This window comes from Meiothermus sp. Pnk-1 (assembly GCF_003226535.1).
Taxonomy (GTDB): Bacteria; Deinococcota; Deinococci; order Deinococcales; family Thermaceae; genus Allomeiothermus.
Genome location: NZ_QKOB01000006.1, coordinates 33,999 through 48,395 on the forward strand (window position 1 = coordinate 33,999; position 14,397 = coordinate 48,395).

Consider the following 14,397-nt stretch of genomic DNA (forward strand, 5'->3'; position numbering starts at 1 on the left):
ATCAACGGGGGAGGGCTTCCTCGAGCGCCTCCCAGCGCACCTCGCGCTGCTCGCCCGAGGCGAGGTGTTTGAGCGCCACCACGCCTTTTTGCCGCTCGGCTTCGCCTAAAAAACCGGCGTAGCGGGCTCCGCGTTTTAGGGCCTCCTCGAGCGCCTTTCCCACCTTCTTGACGCTATAGCCGATCTCCACCCGGAATTTCGGGCGCAGCCGTTCGGCCAGGGAGAGCGCCTCGCCCTTGGCGGCCTCGTCCAGCGGGGCCAGATAGAGGTCAGGGGAGGGGTCGGGTGGGATAGCCACCCCCTCCTCCTCGAGCGCGATCGCCACCCGCTCGATCCCGATACCAAAGCCCACCCCCGGAACCCGGGGCCCCCCCAGCATCTCCGAGAGCCCGTCGTAGCGCCCGCCTCCGCCCAGGGCCGACTTGGCCCCAATCCGGGCGTGGTGCACCTCCCAGGCCGTGCGTACGTAGTAGTCCAGACCTCGTACGAGGCTCGGGTCCACCTGGAAGGGGATCCCGAGCCCCTCGAGGTACCGCTGCACCGCCTGGTGAAAAGCCGAGGACTCCGATCCCAAAAACTCGAGCATCGGCCTGACCTCGAGCTCTTGCAGCAACGCCTGGTCCCCTGGGTCCTTGGAGTCGAGGATGCGCATGGGGTTGCTCTCGAGCCGCGCCTGGGAGTCCTGGCTCAGCCGCTTCGCGTGTGGGCGGAAAAGCTCGCGCAGGTAGGCGTTGTAGCGCGAGCGGTCCTCCGGATCACCCACCGAGCCCAGCTTGACCTCGAGCCCCCGCAGCCCCAGCTCGCGGTAGATCTTGACCATCAAGGCGATGCTCTCGGCGTCTACCAAGGGATCCGCCGAGCCCAGGGCTTCGTAGTCCACCTGGTGAAACTGCTTGTAGCGGCCTTTCTGGTGGCGTTCGGCTCGAAAGATCGGGCCCCAGGTGAAAAGCCGCACCGGCTGGGGCCAGACCTTCATCCCGTGCTCGTTGTAGGCCCGCACCATGGAGGCGGTGGGCTCGGGGCGCAACGCCAGCAGACGCTCGCCGCGGTCCTCGAAGACGTACATCTCCTTCTTGACCACGATGTCTGAGGTCAGGCCCACGCCCTTTTGGAAGACCTCGGCGTACTCGAAGATGGGGGTGTGGATGGGCTGAGCGCCGCTCGAGGCCAGCACTTTTTGGGCGGTCTCGACGATGTGGCGAAACACCGGCTCACGGAAGGCGTATTCCTTGCGCTGGGAGAAAATGTCGTTGGTTCCGGGTACGGACTTCAGCATGCGGTCCTCACTTTACTAAAAGACCCCGCCGGTCGGCTGGCGGGGGAATGGGCGAAAACTCCGCTCAGCCCAGCATGGTCAGGCGGGTTGGGTTGGGGGCGGTCATGGCCTCTTCCTGCTCGACCTTGCTCACCGCGGCCTCGCCGCCTTGTCCCAAAGCCCGCACCAGGCGCTCCCGACTCACGTTGCGGCCCTCCAGCATATAGACCAGCCCCCGGCGCTGGTGGGTGATGACAAAAGGAATCCCGTTGTGGTACCGCACCACCGTGTTATGACGGCGGGCGTGGCGCGACATCTTGGCCAGGGCTCGCACCTTTGCATCCCGCCGATGCTCGCCTACCTTGGGGGCGTACAGCACCAACCCCAGAAGCCCTGCTAGCAGCCCCATCAGCACGACATAGGTGACCATAGGTCAAAGTATAAACGCCCCGTTTACATATTCAACCGGCAATTTCACCAGAAAATTTCCCCTAAGGACAATTAGCGGAAATTTGCTATACTTACCCCATGCTCGTCCCGCTCGCCAACTGGCACAATCCCGGCAAGCGTCGCCTAGAGGCCATTCGAGCCGCCCAAGAGCGCGACGAAGCCGCCTTGCTGGAGCTGCTCGAGGCCTACCTAATCCTCAAGGGGCGCAAACGGGCCAAGCTCTCGCCCAAAACCCTCGAGATCTACCGGCTGGGGGTGCGCGATTTTTTAGCCTGGGCCTGGCCGCCGGATGCACCCGCGCCCCAGGTGCAGATCCTAAAGGCTACCGCAGACGACCTAGACCGCTACATCGCCGACCTTCAGACCGGGGGCAGCCATCTGGTCGGCCACACCCTCAAGCCCAGCAGCATCGCCACCTACCTGGCCGGGGTGCGGGCGCTGTACAAGGCGCTCGAGTGGGCAGGCGCCGCCACCCCTCCGACCGGGGTCACTGCCCCCCGGGATCCCACCCCCGCTTACGAGCGCCGACCCGCGTTGCCGGGTACGCTCTATAGGAGGCTCCTCACCCACCTCGAAACCGGCGAGCCCCACCACCGCCGCGATCGCATCGCTGTCCGCCTCATGGCCGAGGCCGGGTTGCGCATAAGTGAAGTGATTCACTTACAGACCGCCGACGTTCACCTCGAGGAGCGGCTGCTCGAGGTCAAGCGCGGCAAGGGCAGCAAATCCCGCAGCGTACCCATAAGCAAATCCCTGGCGGCGGAGCTCGAGGACTGGCTCAAGCTCCGCCTGGCCTACGCCGCCGCTGGCGAAGGGCGGGTTCTGATCAACCTGGGCGGGCGCAAAGCCAACGGACGAGGCATGACCGCCCGAGGGCTACGGGAGATCCTGAACGGGCACTACCGCGCCCTGGGCTTCCCACCTCGCTACTCAGGCGCTCACCTGCTGCGCCATACCGCGGGGACGAGGTTTTATCAAGCCTCGCGCGACCTTCACGCCACCGCCCGGCTCCTAGGCCACACCAACGTCAACACCAGCGCCATCTACGCCAAGATGGACCTGGAGGGCCTCTTTGAGGTCGTCGATCGCATCGACGAGGGGGATTGAAGGACACGTTCATCTTGTCGGCCCGCCCTCCCTATCTGGGTGCGCTGCCTGAAGGCCTTGCTGCCCTGGGCTACTCCAAAACATTCACATATTGCAATATATTGCTTGATGCATATAATTGAGGTGCATGGAATCCGCCTTGCACCGCTTCAAGGCCGAGTTCTTCAAAGCCCTGGGCCATCCTGTGCGCCTAGCCATCCTCGACGCGCTGCGGGAGGGGGAGAAGAGCGTGGGAAGGCTGGCCGAGGAGCTGGGCCTCGAGCAGCCTAGCGTCTCGCAGCAGCTTGGTGTTCTGCGTCAGCGCGGCTTCGTAGAGGCCCGCAAGGAGGGCACCAGCGTCTACTACCGCACTGCCGACCCCGATGTGTACGCCTTCCTCGACTTAGGTCGCACCATCTTCGAGCGCCACCTAAAAACCCAAAGTGACCTCCTGTCCGAGCTTCAGGAGACCTCAGCCCAACCATGAATCCCTTAACCGACATCACCTTGATCCTCCTGGGGCTGCAAAGCCTCCTGGCCCTGCTGCGTCCACCGGCAATTGGATTCTTGCCGCTGAGCCTGGGGGGCAGCGGGCTGCTGCTTCTGGTGGTGGGCCTTGGGGCCTGGCTTACCGGCGCCCAGGGCACCCCTCTAGACGCTACCGCGGGCTTCTACGTGGCCCTGCTAGGGGCTTTGCACCTAGGGGTGGGGCCCTATCTCCGAGAGTACCTGGCCCACCACGAGCCCCGCCGTGCCCACCTCGGTCAGCCCGTCAGGGCTAGGCTTGTGGCCTTCCTTCTCCCCCTCTTCTCCCTGGCCATGCTTGGGGTCCTTCTCTCCCCACCGGGCTACACCTTTCTCTTTCTCTGGGAGGGCATGGCCCTTTTGGGCTACCTCCTCATCGCCCTGGAAGGCCCGGTGGCCCTGGCGGGCAGCCGGGCCTTCTTCCTGGCCAGCCGCCTCTCGGGGGCCGGGCTGTTTTTGGCCCTGATCCTGCTGACCCGGAAAGAGCCGCTCTCAGGGGGGCTGGAAAACTTGGTCTGGGCCGGGCTCGTACTGGGTTTTGGCACCAAGGCAGCTCTCTTCCCCCTTTCCACCTGGCTGCCCAAGGCCCATCCGGTAGCTATGAGCCCGCTCTCGGCCCTGCTCTCGGGGGGGATGGTCAAGCTGGGGCTCTATGGCCTTTACCGTGCCCGGGATTGGGCAGGCCCGCCTCCAGAGTGGGTAGGCTGGCTCCTGGTGGGGCTGGGACTGGTAGGAGCTGTCTACGCCCTGGTCCGCGGCCTGGCTGAGGAGGATTACAAGGGGGTGCTGGCCTATTCCAGCGTGGAGAACCTCAACCTGCTCCTGGCAGCTTTGGGGGCGTACTTCCTGCTGAAAAGCCCCTTCTTCCTGCTGGCCTTCTTCTTCCACCAGGTCGCCCACGCCCTCTTCAAGGGGCTCTTGTTCCTGGGTTCGGGGGCGCTTCCCGTGCGCGAGATCTCCCGCCTGGGCGGCCTGCACCGGCTGCTGCCGCGCACCGCAGTCTGGAGCTTCCTGGCTGCGCTGGCTGCGGCCGGCCTGCCCCCCTTGGCAGGCTTTCTCTTCGAGTGGTACCTCTACCAGGGCTTCCTCTCGGCCCCCAGGGGTACTGGGGCGCACTCCCTATTGGTGCTGGGGGTCGGGGCGGTGGCCCTGGTGGGAGCGCTCGCGACAGTGTCTTACGTACGCCTCTTCGGCTTGGTCTTTCTAGGCCAGCCGCGGAGTGCTCAGGCCGAGGAGGCCCACGAGATGGGCTGCTTCGGGCAGTTCGGCATGGGAATCCTTGGCGGGTTGCTCATAGGCCTCTCCCTCTTTCCCGCAGCACTTCTGAAGCCGCTCGAGCCCCCCCTGTACCCGGTGCTGCCCCTGTTTCTGGCGCTCGTGGGTTTGGGGGGCGGGCTGACCTACCTGCTGGTCCGAAAGCCCTGGCGGGCCTACGATACCTGGGACTGCGGCTTCCACCCCCTCACCCCCGAGATGCAGCCCCACGCCCTGGGCTATAGCGAGCAGCTCCTGCGGCTCTTCCCCTTTGTCGAGCTCAAAACCCACCTGTCTCGGGAGGGAATGCTGAGCCCCCCTAGGGTGCGCCTCGAGGTCAGGGACTGGTTCCAGGCCCCCCTGGCCCGCCTGGCCCAGGGCTACGCCACCCTCGCCCGCGGGGTGCAGCGCCTGCAGTCGGGCAGCCTGCACCTCTACTTGCTGCTGCAATTCCTGGCCCTGCTCTTCGTTTTGGGGGTGGTCTGGCGATGAGCGCCCTGGTGCTCCTCCTGCTGGCCCCGCTCTTCACCGGCAGCCTCAAGTGGCTCAAGGCCAGGCTGCAAAACCGGCTGGGTCCGGACCCCTTCTACGACTACAAGAACCTCTTCAAGCTCTGGCGCAAGACCTGGATCAGGCCCCGAGGACGATCCCCTTTGGGACCGGGCAGGCCCGGTACACCGGGTGGACGATCCCCTACCCCGCCTACCGGCGGCGAAAGAAGCGTCTCGGGACGGAGCAAGCTCCGTACACCGGGAGGAGCCAGCCCCCTCTTCCTGCTCGCGCCTGTGGTGAGCCTGCTCGGCGTGGGGCTCGCCGCAGCCCTCCTGCCGGTGCTGCCGGGGATTTCCTTCGCCGGGGACTTCCTGGTGCTGGTCTACCTCCTGAACCTGGGCCGCTTCTTCCAGGTCCTGGCCGCGCTGGATACCGGCAGTGCCTTCGGGGGCCAGGGCAGTTATCGGGAGAACCTGGTGGCGGTGCTGGCCGAGCCCGGCACCGTGCTGGCCCTGGGGGCCGCCGGGCTGGCTTCGGGGGGCTTCTCGCTGGCCGCCTTCGCTCCCCTTTCACCGCAGAACGCCCTGGTCTACACCCTGGCCCTGGTGGCCTTATCGTTGGCCCTGCTGGCCGAAGGAGCCCGTATGCCGGTGGACGACCCCACCACCCACCTCGAGCTCACCATGATCCACGAGGCCCAGTTGCTCGATCACTCCGGCCCCCTTTTGGCTCTCTACGAACTCTCGGCGGGGATGAAGCTCTTGGTGTACATCGGCCTCATCGCCCTGCTCCTGCCCTTTGGGGGGTTATCCTTCCCTGCGGCGCTCCTGCTGGCCTGGCTGGCGCTGGGCTACCTGGAGACCTACGGGGTCAAGCTGCGCTACTTGAGGCTCCCCGACCTGATGAGCTACAGCACGCTCACGGGCATCCTGGCCGTACTGGGGGTGGTGTTACGCTTTCGGATCTAGCCCCTAACCTGACGCTGGCCATACTGGCTGCGGGGTTCTTGATGGTGGGCCGCAAGAGCCTGGACGCATGGATCCGGCTCTACGCCCTGCAGAACGTGCTCCTGGCGCTTTTGGCCTTCGTGCTGTCCGATGGGGAGCGGCACTTGGTGGCAGCCGGATTGGCCCTGCTCTTCATCAAGGGGGTGCTCATCCCCCGCTACCTCTTCTGGCTGCTGGAGCGCCTGGGGATCAGCCACGAGGTGGAGTCCTACCTCTCCATTCCCCTATCGCTGCTCCTGGGTGGAGTCTTGGTGGCGGTGGGCTTCCGCGTGGGGAGCAGCTTCGTCCTGGAGGGGGCCCGGCTGCCGGAGGCCGTACCGGTGGCCCTGGGCCTGATCCTGCTGGGGATGCTCTCCATGGCTAGCCGCAAAAAGGCGGTCACCCAGGTGCTGGGATTTCTGGCCCTGGAGAACGGGGTCTTCCTGCTGGCTTTAGCCGAGAGTCGTGGCCTGCCGCTGTTCATCGAGCTGGGGGTGGCCCTCGACGCTTTTGCCGCCGTGGTGCTCGCGGGGGTGCTGATCTTTCGCATCCGGGCCGCCTTCGGCCACATCGATACCGCGCGGATGCGCGACCTAAAGGGGTAACCATGCTCTACTTGCTGCTTTTTCTTCCTCTCCTGCCCGCCCTCTATGCCCTGCGCGAGCGGGAGATCGAGCGGCTCGCGGGTAGCACCGCCGCCAGTGCCGCGCTGTCGTTGGGGCTAGCGCTCCTGGCCCAAAACCAATCTATAGGACCCCTACGGCTCGACGGGGTGGGACTTTTTTACCTGCTGCTGACCGACTGTCTCTTTGCGCTGGTGGCCCTGTACGCCCGGGCTTACTTCCAGGCGGCGCAGGACGGGGAAGCCTGGCGCTTCTACGCTACTGGAAACCTGTTTCTCTTCGCGATGCACGGAGCCTACCTGGCGCACAACCTGGGCCTGCTGTGGATCTTCGTGGAGGGCAGCACCCTGGCCTCGGCCTTGCTGGTCTACCACAAAGGAGGGGCAAGGGCCCTCGAGGCCACCTGGAAGTACCTGATGCTCGGTAGCGTGGGCATCGCCCTGGGACTCATCGGGGTGATTCTGGTCTACGCCCTTTTGGGTGGGGCCACGCTGGACTGGCAGGAAGCCCGGGCGCTGGTCCGGGGAGCCGACCCAGCCCAGCTCAAGCTGGCCTTTGCCTTTTTGCTGGTGGGCTTTGGCACCAAGGTGGGCCTGTTCCCCATGCACCCCTGGCTGCCCGACGCCCACTCCGAAGCCCCCAGCCCGGCCTCGGCCCTGCTCTCGGGAACGCTGCTCAACGTGGCCTTCTACGCCCTCTTGCGCTACGTCGCCCTGCTGGGCAGCGCAGGGTTATTCGACTTTGCCGCGGGGCTGTTGCAGGGCTTCGGGCTGCTCTCGCTGCTGGCCGCGGCCCTTTTCCTCTTTGCCCAGCGGGATTACAAGCGGCTACTGGCTTACTCCAGCATGGAGCACATGGGGTTGGCGGTCTACGGCCTGGGCCTGGGGGTTCCCTGGCTGGCCATGCTGCACACCCTGTTCCATTCCCTGAGCAAGACCGCCGCCTTCCTCTCGGCGGGCAACCTGCTCTTGGCCTACCAGAGCAAACTCATCGCCCGGGTGGGGGCGGCGTGCCGGGCCTGGCCCGCCACCGCTGGGCTTTTGGTTCTCTCCTTGCTTGCCTTAGCAGGCCTTCCCCCCTTCGGGCTCTTCTACACCGAGTTTCAGGCCCTCTTGCGCTCGAGCCCCCTCTCGATGGGGCTCTACCTGCTGGGACTGCTGGGGGCTTTCGCTGGGCTGCTGTGGCCCCTCTCCCGCATGGCCTTCGGGGAGGAGCCTGCGGGGGCGAGCCTCGATACGCGGAAAAGCATGCTGCCACGCGCCCGGACGTTGGTGGTGGTGCCCGCCGTGCTGGTGGCGCTGGCCCTGGTCCTGGGCCTCTTTCCCCCGGTAGGGGTGGTGGAGCGGCTGGCGGAGACGCTTCTTTCGCCGCCGATAGGCGGGGAGGTGCTCGCGTGGAAGCTCTGAAGCAGGCGCTGGGGTCGGGTCGGCTGGTAGCGCTTTGGTACGATGCGCCCTACCTGCGTTATCTGGTCGAAGGGTTCGCTGGGGGCCCCCCACGGGAGTTCCGGGTGGAAGCCCAGGGGAGCTTTCCCAGCCTGGCAGGGGAGTTCCCGGCGCTGGACTGGTTCGAACGGGAGCTGTGGGAAGAGCATGGCCTCGTCCCCGAGGGTCACCCCGGTGTACGGAGCTTGCTCCGTCCCGAGACGCTTCTTTCGCCGCCGGTAGGCGGGGTAGGGGATCGTCCACCCGGTGTACCGGGCCTGCCCGGTCCCAAAGGGGATCGTCCTCCGGCCCCCAAGCCCCTCCGCAACCACCGCCTCCCTTATCCCTTCGAGCGGGTGGAAGGGCTGCACGAGGTGCCCGTAGGCCCGGTGCACGCGGGCATCATCGAGCCCGGCCACTTTCGCTTCAGCGTGCTGGGAGAAAGGATTCTCCACCTCGAGCTCCGCCTGGGCTACCAGCACCGGGGCCTGGAGCGGCTATTCCAGGGGAAACGCCTCGAGCAGGCCCTCTTGCTGGCCGAGCGGGTGGGCGGGGAGCCGGTGGCCCACGCTCTGGCCTTCTGCCAGGCGGTGGAGGCCGCTTTGGGGGTGGAGGTGCCCCAAAGGGCCCGCTGGCTCCGGCGGGTGCTGCTTGAGCTCGAGCGCCTCTTCGGTCACCTGGGCCACCTCGCGGGGCTTTTCACCGATATCGGTTACGCCTACGCCGCCACCCAGGTGGGCAAGGTGCGGGCCCTACTCCAGGGTCAACTCGAGCGCCTGACCGGGCATCGCTATGGCCGCAACGCCCTCACGGTAGGGGGCGTGGGCTTCGATATAGACCCGGAAACTCAGGCCGAGGTGCGGGGGGCGCTCGCCGAGCTGGCCGCCGAGGCCGAAACCCACCTCACCGCAGCTCTAAGGCACCCCATGGTCCTGGACCGCTTTCGTTACGTAGGCCTGGTGACCCAAGCCCAGGCCCAGCTCCTGGGCCTGGTGGGTCCGGCAGCCCGGGCCTCGGGGCTGGGGCGCGACCTGCGCCAGGACGACGCGCTGTACCAGTTGTTCACCTCGGTGACGCGTACTGGGGGTGACGTGCTGGCTCGGGCCCAGGTCTATGCCGAGGAGATCCGGCAGGGCTTTGCCTATCTGGATCGCGTTCTCGCCGAGCTGCCCGCAGGGGCAGTAAGGGCGGATGGGGGCCGGCTCCCCGGTGTACGGAGCTTGCTCCGTCCCGAGACGCTTCCTTCGCCGCCAGTAGGCGGGGTAGGGGATCGTCCTCAAGAGGGAGAACTCCGCGAGGCCTATAGCCGGGTGGAGGCTGGGCGGGGGGAACTCTTCTACTGGGTGCGGCTACGGGGGAATCGGGTAGAACAGGTCAAGATCGTCGATCCCAGCTTCAAGAACTGGCGGGCCCTCGAGCTCGCGGTGCGGGGGATGGGCTTGCCCGACTTTCCCCTCATCAACAAGTCCTTCGACCTCTCCTACGCGGGGTGCGACCTATGAACCCCTTCTGGCAGACCTTGCGTACCGGCCTCCTGACCCGAAGCTTGGAGAAGATCTTCCGCCTGCCCGCCTGGGCCCCCGGCTGGCCTGTGCTGCGGCCTGGGGGGCTTTCCCGGGCGGTGAGGCAGGAACTCCTGGGGCTTTGCCCCAGCGGCGCCTTCGCCGAGGAAGGAGATGAGTTTCGGCTGGATCTGGCGAAGTGCGTCCTCTGCGGGCGCTGTTTCCGGGCCTATCCGCAGGCGATGGGGGAGTTGCGCACCCTGGAGGTGGCGGTGACCCGGCGGGAGGACCTCGTGCAGCGGGTAGACCTGGCTACAGCGAGCTTCGTGGACCCAGGCCCCCCACCCCCCACCCGCGCCGAACTCCACCTGCCTACCCTGGCCTTCCGCGAGGTCTCCGCGGGCAGCACCGGCTTGGACGATACTGAGGTAGCTCTGGCCGGCAACCCCTTCCACGACATGAGCCGCTTCGGCTTCAGCGTGGTGGCCTCGCCCCGTCACGCCGACGCCCTCTTGGTGACCGGACCGGTGAGCCAGAACATGCGGGAGGCCCTCCTGCGCACCTATGAGGCCACCCCGGAGCCCAAGGGGGTGGTGGCGGTGGGCAACGAGGCCATCGGCGGCGAGGTCTTCGCGGAGAGCCCGGAGGTGGTAGGAGGAGTGGACAAGGTGTTGCTGGTGGACGTCTATGTGCCGGGTAGCCCGGCCCGGCCAGCCTCCATCCTGCATGGCCTCTTGCTGCTTAGCGGCCGGGCCCGGCAGGTGCTGGTTGGGGGGCGCGTGGCGCAGGAGGACGACCCGGAGCACGCTCCGTACACCGGGAGGACAGCACCCGGTGAAGCGGGGGTGAGGGAAGATGGCTGAACGGTGGTCAGCAAAAACCATGACAGCGGCACCCACCGACGCCGAACGACTACTGGAGCTGCTGCTCGAGCCCTGCTGCCCCATCTGCACCCTATCCCGCCAGGCCGTGCTGAGCTACCTTGACGAGCAACTGGTGCGCTCCGGTGTATCGGGCCTGCCCAGTCCCCAAGGGGATCGTCTGCCCGGTGTACGGGCTGTTGCCCGTCCCCAAGGGGATCGTCCTCGGCAGGCTTTCCCGATCCCAACAGAGTTGGCCACCGGGGTGCTGTGTAGCCGGCATTGGCGCAAGCTGGTTATGCTCGAGGTTCGGCGCGGGGCCAGAGTGCGGCTGAGTGAGGCGCTGCTGGGCGAACTTCTGGAGGGCGCCGACGCCCCGCGGCCCTGCCCGGCGTGTGAGGTGCAGCAGGCCGCTGCCAGGCACTACCTGGGGATGCTAAGCCGGCTACCCACCGAAACACTCGAGCTGGCCTTGCGACAGGGCGAGGGCTTCGTCTGTCTCAGGCATCTCGCGGCGCTACCCACAGGCCCCCTCAAGGGTTGGCTGCTCGAGCGCGTACACACCCTCACACTCGACCTACCTCGCTTTCAGCAGCGCTATGCTCGCCACCACGGTACTTACGCAGGTGAGCATGCCGCCGGGGACATGTCTGCGAGTCCCAAGGAGGATCCGCAGGCGGCCCTGGCAGCCCTGGCGGCCCTGGAGGGAGAGGGTTGGCTAGCTTAGAGCGGCCTCGCGGCGGATGCTGTAGATTCGGCTCATCCCTCGTTCGCTGGTCACCCCGTAGAGTGCGTCACAGGCCTCCATGGTGCGCTTTTGGTGGGTGACGAGGACGAATTGGGTCTCCCCCTTGAAGCGCTGCAGGAACTCGGTGAAGCGCAGGATATTGGCCTCGTCGAGGGGGGCATCTACCTCATCCAACACCGCCACCGGCAATCCCCTCCCCTCTTCAGAGGCTTCCGATAGGGCGAAAAGAAAGGCCAAAGCCCCCATGGTGCGCTCGCCCATAGAGAGCAGGTTTAGGTCCACCGTGCGCTTTCCTGCAGGCCGCAGCACCAGGCGCAGTCCGCGGTAAGGAAGTAGCTCCAGCCGAGCTTCTGCTCCCAGCAAAGCTTCGGCGTACTCGGCAAACTTGTTCCGGAAACGCCCGTAAGCCGCCTCGAGCCTTCCCTGGTACTCCCGCTCGACCGCTTTGAGCTCGGCCTCGAGCCTGCCCGCTACCTCCTCGGCCTCACGCAAAGCGGTCTGCAAGGCCTCGGCGCGATCCGCGAGGTCCCGCTGCTCGGCCTCGGCCAGGTGGTTGACCGCCCCCAGCGCCGCAAGGGCGGCCTCGGCCTCGGAGAGCTGGCGGGCCAAGGTGCGGGGGCTACCTTTGGGCAGCTCTCCCCCTACCGGAGGAAGCTCGGACCGCTCGGCCTGGAGGGCTTCCAGGGCGGCCTCGCGGCGGGCTTGGGTGATACGGGATTGCTCGAGCTCGGCCAAGAGCGCGTTGGTGCGGGCGAGCAGCCGGGACTCCTCATCGGCCAAGCTGCGGGTGGTCTGGCGGGCCTCGCGCAGGCGGGCCTCCAGCGCGGCGAGTCCCAGTTCCCCTTCTTTTGCGGCCAGTTCGGCTTCCTGAAGGGCGAGTTGAGCCATCCGGGCTTCGATCTGCTCACGCTCGAGGTCCAAGGAGGCTATCCGTTGCGCGGCTTCGCGGATTCGGGATTGCGCTTCCTGGTAGCGGGCCAGCTCCTCGCGGTAGTGCCGCCAGGCCATCTGGACTTCGCGGGCCTCCTGCAACCCCTGGCGCAGCGCCTCGCGCTCGCGGAGGAGGGCCTCCAGCCGGTCGCGGTTGGGCGGTTCTACCGGCTCGGGGGCTTCGGGGGCCGCGACCTTGGGCAGCCGTTCGAGGTTGGCGCCGAGCGAGCGCAGCTCGGCCTGAAGGGTCTGTTCCCGTTGCCGGAGCATGGGGAGGTCGAGCCGTTTCAAGTCCTCGCGGAGGCGCCGGGTTTGCCGGGCCAGCTGGGCCAGCTCGGCCTCGAGCCGCTCGGCCTCCGCCCCTCCCTCGCGCACCCGGCGCCGCAGGGCCAGCATCTGCCCGCCTTTTTGCAGCTTCCCGCCGGTGAGGGCCCCGCTGGGCTCGAGGAGTTCGCCCTCCAGGGTGACCATGCGCGGCGCGTCGGGGTGGCGTTTGGCGAGGGAAAGGGCGGCCTCGAGCGAGCTCAGGATCAGCGTCTCGCCGAACAGGGCGGGACCGACCTGGGGGTAGCCGCGCACTCCCACCAGCTCGCGCGCCAGGCCGAGCACTCCCGGCTCTTGGTCCCAGCCGCGGCGGGGCTTCGGGGCAGGCGGGAGCAGGGTCAGGGGCAAAAAGGTGGCCCGCCCCCCCTTCTGCTTGAGCATCTCGATGGCCTCTTGGGCGGCGTGATCGTCCGCCGTAAGCACCCACTGTAGCCTGGCCCCCAGCGCCACCTCGGCCGCACCCTCCAGCCCCGGGGGGACCTCGAGGAGGTCCGCCACTACCCCCAGGATGCCCTGGAGCCGGGCTTCTTTGACCCGCCGCGGACCCTCACCGAGGTCGGCGCCGGAGCGCAGCAGGGCCTCGAGCCGCTCCACCTCGGCCCTGAGGGCCCGGGCCTCGGCGGTCAACCTTCCCTCCTGGCCCACCAGCCGGTCCAGCTCGGCGCGCAGGGCTTTCTCCCGCGCTTCGGCCTGCTGGCGTTGCTGGGTCGCTTGGGCCAGGTCTTGGGAAAGCTGCTGGACGGTGGCCTCGAGCCGAAGCCGCTCGGCCTGGGCCTGGAGGAAAGCCTGTCGCTGGGCGTCATAGGTAGCTTGGGCCTTCAGGTAAGCCTCGTAGCGGGTTTGGGCCAAGCGCAGGGCAGCTTCGGCCTCTTGCCACTCAACCTCGACGGCCCGCAACCGCTCGGCCCCGGCCAGGCGCTCCTGAAGGCTCTCCTCGGGAATCGGGGGCGAGGCAGGCAGCGGCAAGGCCTCGAGCCGGGCCAGCTCGGCCTCGAGCCGGCTTTTCTCCCGCTCGAGCCGAGCCAAGAGGTCGGCCTGGTGGTTGCGCTCTTGGCGCAACAGCTTCCGCTCTCCGTTTAGGCTCTCGGCCTGGCGCACGGCGCGGGCGTGGTCCGCCTGGAGGGTCTCGAGAAGGGCTTGAAGCTGGGTTTTCCGCGCCTGCAACTGCGCCAGATGCTCCGTAAGGGTGCGCCGTTCGGCCTCGAGCCGGGCGATACGCTCCTCGGCCTGGTGGGCTTCCATGCGGGCTTCCTCGGCCTTGGCCTCGAGCAGGGCGTGGCGCAACAGGAGGATCTGCGCGCTCAGGGCCCGGGCTTGACGGGCGGCCTCGGCTTGGGTGGCTTTTTCCGACAGCGCGCCCTGCAAACGGGCATGCTCGGCTCGCAGGGTCTGCATCTCCTGCACCGCCAACTCGAGCCGCTCATGTGCGGCCTTGGCAGCCAGGGTCACCGCCTTGAGGCCGGCGGCCTCCTCGAGGTAACCCAGGAGCACCTCCGGGCCGGACTGGAGGATGGCCCCAACCTCGCCCTGCCCGATCACCGCGTAGCCGCCCCGCCCCAGCCCGGCTCCCGCCAAGGCCCGCTCCACCGCCCGTAAGGTGGAAGGTTTGTTTCCCAGCCGTACCTCGGCCTCTCCATCGCGATCCAAACGGCGGCTTACGCTAAGCCGCTCGGAGCCGCGGGAAAGCTCGAGGACTACTTCGGCAAAGGGCATGGGGGCTCGGGCCTCCGAGCCGTGAAACAAAAGCGCTTGGGGCTCTTCGCTTCGCAGCTCACGGGCTCGAGCCCCCACCACCCAGCGTAAACCCTCCAGGATATTGCTCTTGCCCGACCCGTTGGGGCCGACGATTCCGGTTACCCCGGGGCCGAACTCGAGCACCGTGCGTTCGCCAAAGGATTTGAATCCTTGCAGGATAAGGCGGTCAATCTTCATTGAAGC

The 14,397-nt window shown here is 67.2% G+C and carries 12 protein-coding genes; 9 read left to right on the top strand and 3 right to left on the bottom strand.

The window, feature by feature from the left end; all coding sequences use genetic code 11:
* Position 1: 1 nt before the first annotated feature.
* Together hisS and DNA98_RS09490 are read right to left on the bottom strand one after the other, a co-directional pair.
* Positions 2–1,276: a histidine--tRNA ligase gene (hisS, locus tag DNA98_RS09485; RefSeq protein WP_110529618.1), complete on the bottom strand. Its 1,275-nt coding sequence runs from the start codon at positions 1,274–1,276 to the stop codon at positions 2–4.
* Positions 1,277–1,340: 64 nt separating this feature from the next.
* The gene (locus DNA98_RS09490; protein ID WP_110529621.1) at positions 1,341–1,685 is read right to left on the bottom strand and encodes a hypothetical protein; all 345 of its coding nucleotides are present in this window, start codon (positions 1,683–1,685) and stop codon (positions 1,341–1,343) included.
* Between the two features lie 98 nt (positions 1,686–1,783).
* Between DNA98_RS09490 and DNA98_RS09495 the strand changes: the two genes are divergently transcribed.
* The 9 genes from DNA98_RS09495 (at position 1,784) to DNA98_RS09535 (ending at position 11,184) form a co-directional block, all read left to right on the top strand.
* Positions 1,784–2,812 (top strand): tyrosine-type recombinase/integrase, encoded by a 1,029-nt coding sequence (locus DNA98_RS09495; protein WP_110529624.1) that lies wholly within the window; start codon positions 1,784–1,786, stop codon positions 2,810–2,812.
* A gap of 127 nt (positions 2,813–2,939) precedes the next feature.
* Positions 2,940–3,278 (top strand): helix-turn-helix transcriptional regulator, encoded by a 339-nt coding sequence (locus tag DNA98_RS09500; protein WP_110529628.1) that lies wholly within the window; start codon positions 2,940–2,942, stop codon positions 3,276–3,278.
* Positions 3,275–5,062: a proton-conducting transporter membrane subunit gene (locus DNA98_RS09505; protein ID WP_110529631.1), complete on the top strand. Its 1,788-nt coding sequence runs from the start codon at positions 3,275–3,277 to the stop codon at positions 5,060–5,062. Before DNA98_RS09500 ends, DNA98_RS09505 begins: the two co-directional genes overlap by 4 nt.
* The gene (locus DNA98_RS09510) at positions 5,059–6,030 is read left to right on the top strand and encodes a respiratory chain complex I subunit 1 family protein (RefSeq protein WP_233493168.1); all 972 of its coding nucleotides are present in this window, start codon (positions 5,059–5,061) and stop codon (positions 6,028–6,030) included. Before DNA98_RS09505 ends, DNA98_RS09510 begins: the two co-directional genes overlap by 4 nt.
* A 41-nt stretch (positions 6,031–6,071) precedes the next feature.
* Positions 6,072–6,653, top strand: coding sequence for a hypothetical protein (locus DNA98_RS09515; RefSeq protein ID WP_110529634.1), 582 nt, complete (start codon positions 6,072–6,074; stop codon positions 6,651–6,653).
* Between the two features lie 2 nt (positions 6,654–6,655).
* Positions 6,656–8,077 carry a proton-conducting transporter membrane subunit gene (locus tag DNA98_RS09520; RefSeq protein WP_110529637.1) on the top strand — a complete coding sequence of 474 codons (1,422 nt, stop codon included), beginning with the start codon at positions 6,656–6,658 and terminating at the stop codon, positions 8,075–8,077.
* 104 nt (positions 8,078–8,181) lie between these two features.
* Positions 8,182–9,597, top strand: coding sequence for a nickel-dependent hydrogenase large subunit (locus DNA98_RS09525; protein ID WP_370444445.1), 1,416 nt, complete (start codon positions 8,182–8,184; stop codon positions 9,595–9,597).
* Positions 9,594–10,460, top strand: a complete 867-nt coding sequence (locus tag DNA98_RS09530; protein ID WP_110529639.1) for an NADH-quinone oxidoreductase subunit B — start codon at positions 9,594–9,596, stop codon at positions 10,458–10,460. The genes DNA98_RS09525 and DNA98_RS09530 overlap by 4 nt, the downstream gene beginning before the upstream one ends.
* Positions 10,461–10,479: 19 nt before the next feature.
* The gene (locus DNA98_RS09535) at positions 10,480–11,184 is read left to right on the top strand and encodes a hypothetical protein (protein ID WP_110529642.1); all 705 of its coding nucleotides are present in this window, start codon (positions 10,480–10,482) and stop codon (positions 11,182–11,184) included.
* Here DNA98_RS09535 and DNA98_RS09540 read toward each other — a convergent pair.
* Positions 11,176–14,391, bottom strand: a complete 3,216-nt coding sequence (locus DNA98_RS09540) for a chromosome segregation SMC family protein (RefSeq protein WP_110529645.1) — start codon at positions 14,389–14,391, stop codon at positions 11,176–11,178. The two genes, DNA98_RS09535 and DNA98_RS09540, sit on opposite strands and share 9 nt — an antisense overlap.
* Between the last annotated feature and the right edge of the window lie 6 nt (positions 14,392–14,397).

Bases quoted from the DNA above. Each gene is read 5' to 3' on its own strand.
- hisS (WP_110529618.1), bottom strand. From the start codon at position 1,276: ATGCTGAAGTCCGTACCCGGAACCAACGACATTTTCTCCCAGCGCAAG.
- DNA98_RS09490 (WP_110529621.1), bottom strand. From the start codon at position 1,685: ATGGTCACCTATGTCGTGCTGATGGGGCTGCTAGCAGGGCTTCTGGGG.
- DNA98_RS09495 (WP_110529624.1), top strand. From the start codon at position 1,784: ATGCTCGTCCCGCTCGCCAACTGGCACAATCCCGGCAAGCGTCGCCTA.
- DNA98_RS09500 (WP_110529628.1), top strand. From the start codon at position 2,940: ATGGAATCCGCCTTGCACCGCTTCAAGGCCGAGTTCTTCAAAGCCCTG.
- DNA98_RS09505 (WP_110529631.1), top strand. From the start codon at position 3,275: ATGAATCCCTTAACCGACATCACCTTGATCCTCCTGGGGCTGCAAAGC.
- DNA98_RS09510 (WP_233493168.1), top strand. From the start codon at position 5,059: ATGAGCGCCCTGGTGCTCCTCCTGCTGGCCCCGCTCTTCACCGGCAGC.
- DNA98_RS09515 (WP_110529634.1), top strand. From the start codon at position 6,072: ATGGTGGGCCGCAAGAGCCTGGACGCATGGATCCGGCTCTACGCCCTG.
- DNA98_RS09520 (WP_110529637.1), top strand. From the start codon at position 6,656: ATGCTCTACTTGCTGCTTTTTCTTCCTCTCCTGCCCGCCCTCTATGCC.
- DNA98_RS09530 (WP_110529639.1), top strand. From the start codon at position 9,594: ATGAACCCCTTCTGGCAGACCTTGCGTACCGGCCTCCTGACCCGAAGC.
- DNA98_RS09535 (WP_110529642.1), top strand. From the start codon at position 10,480: ATGACAGCGGCACCCACCGACGCCGAACGACTACTGGAGCTGCTGCTC.
- DNA98_RS09540 (WP_110529645.1), bottom strand. From the start codon at position 14,391: ATGAAGATTGACCGCCTTATCCTGCAAGGATTCAAATCCTTTGGCGAA.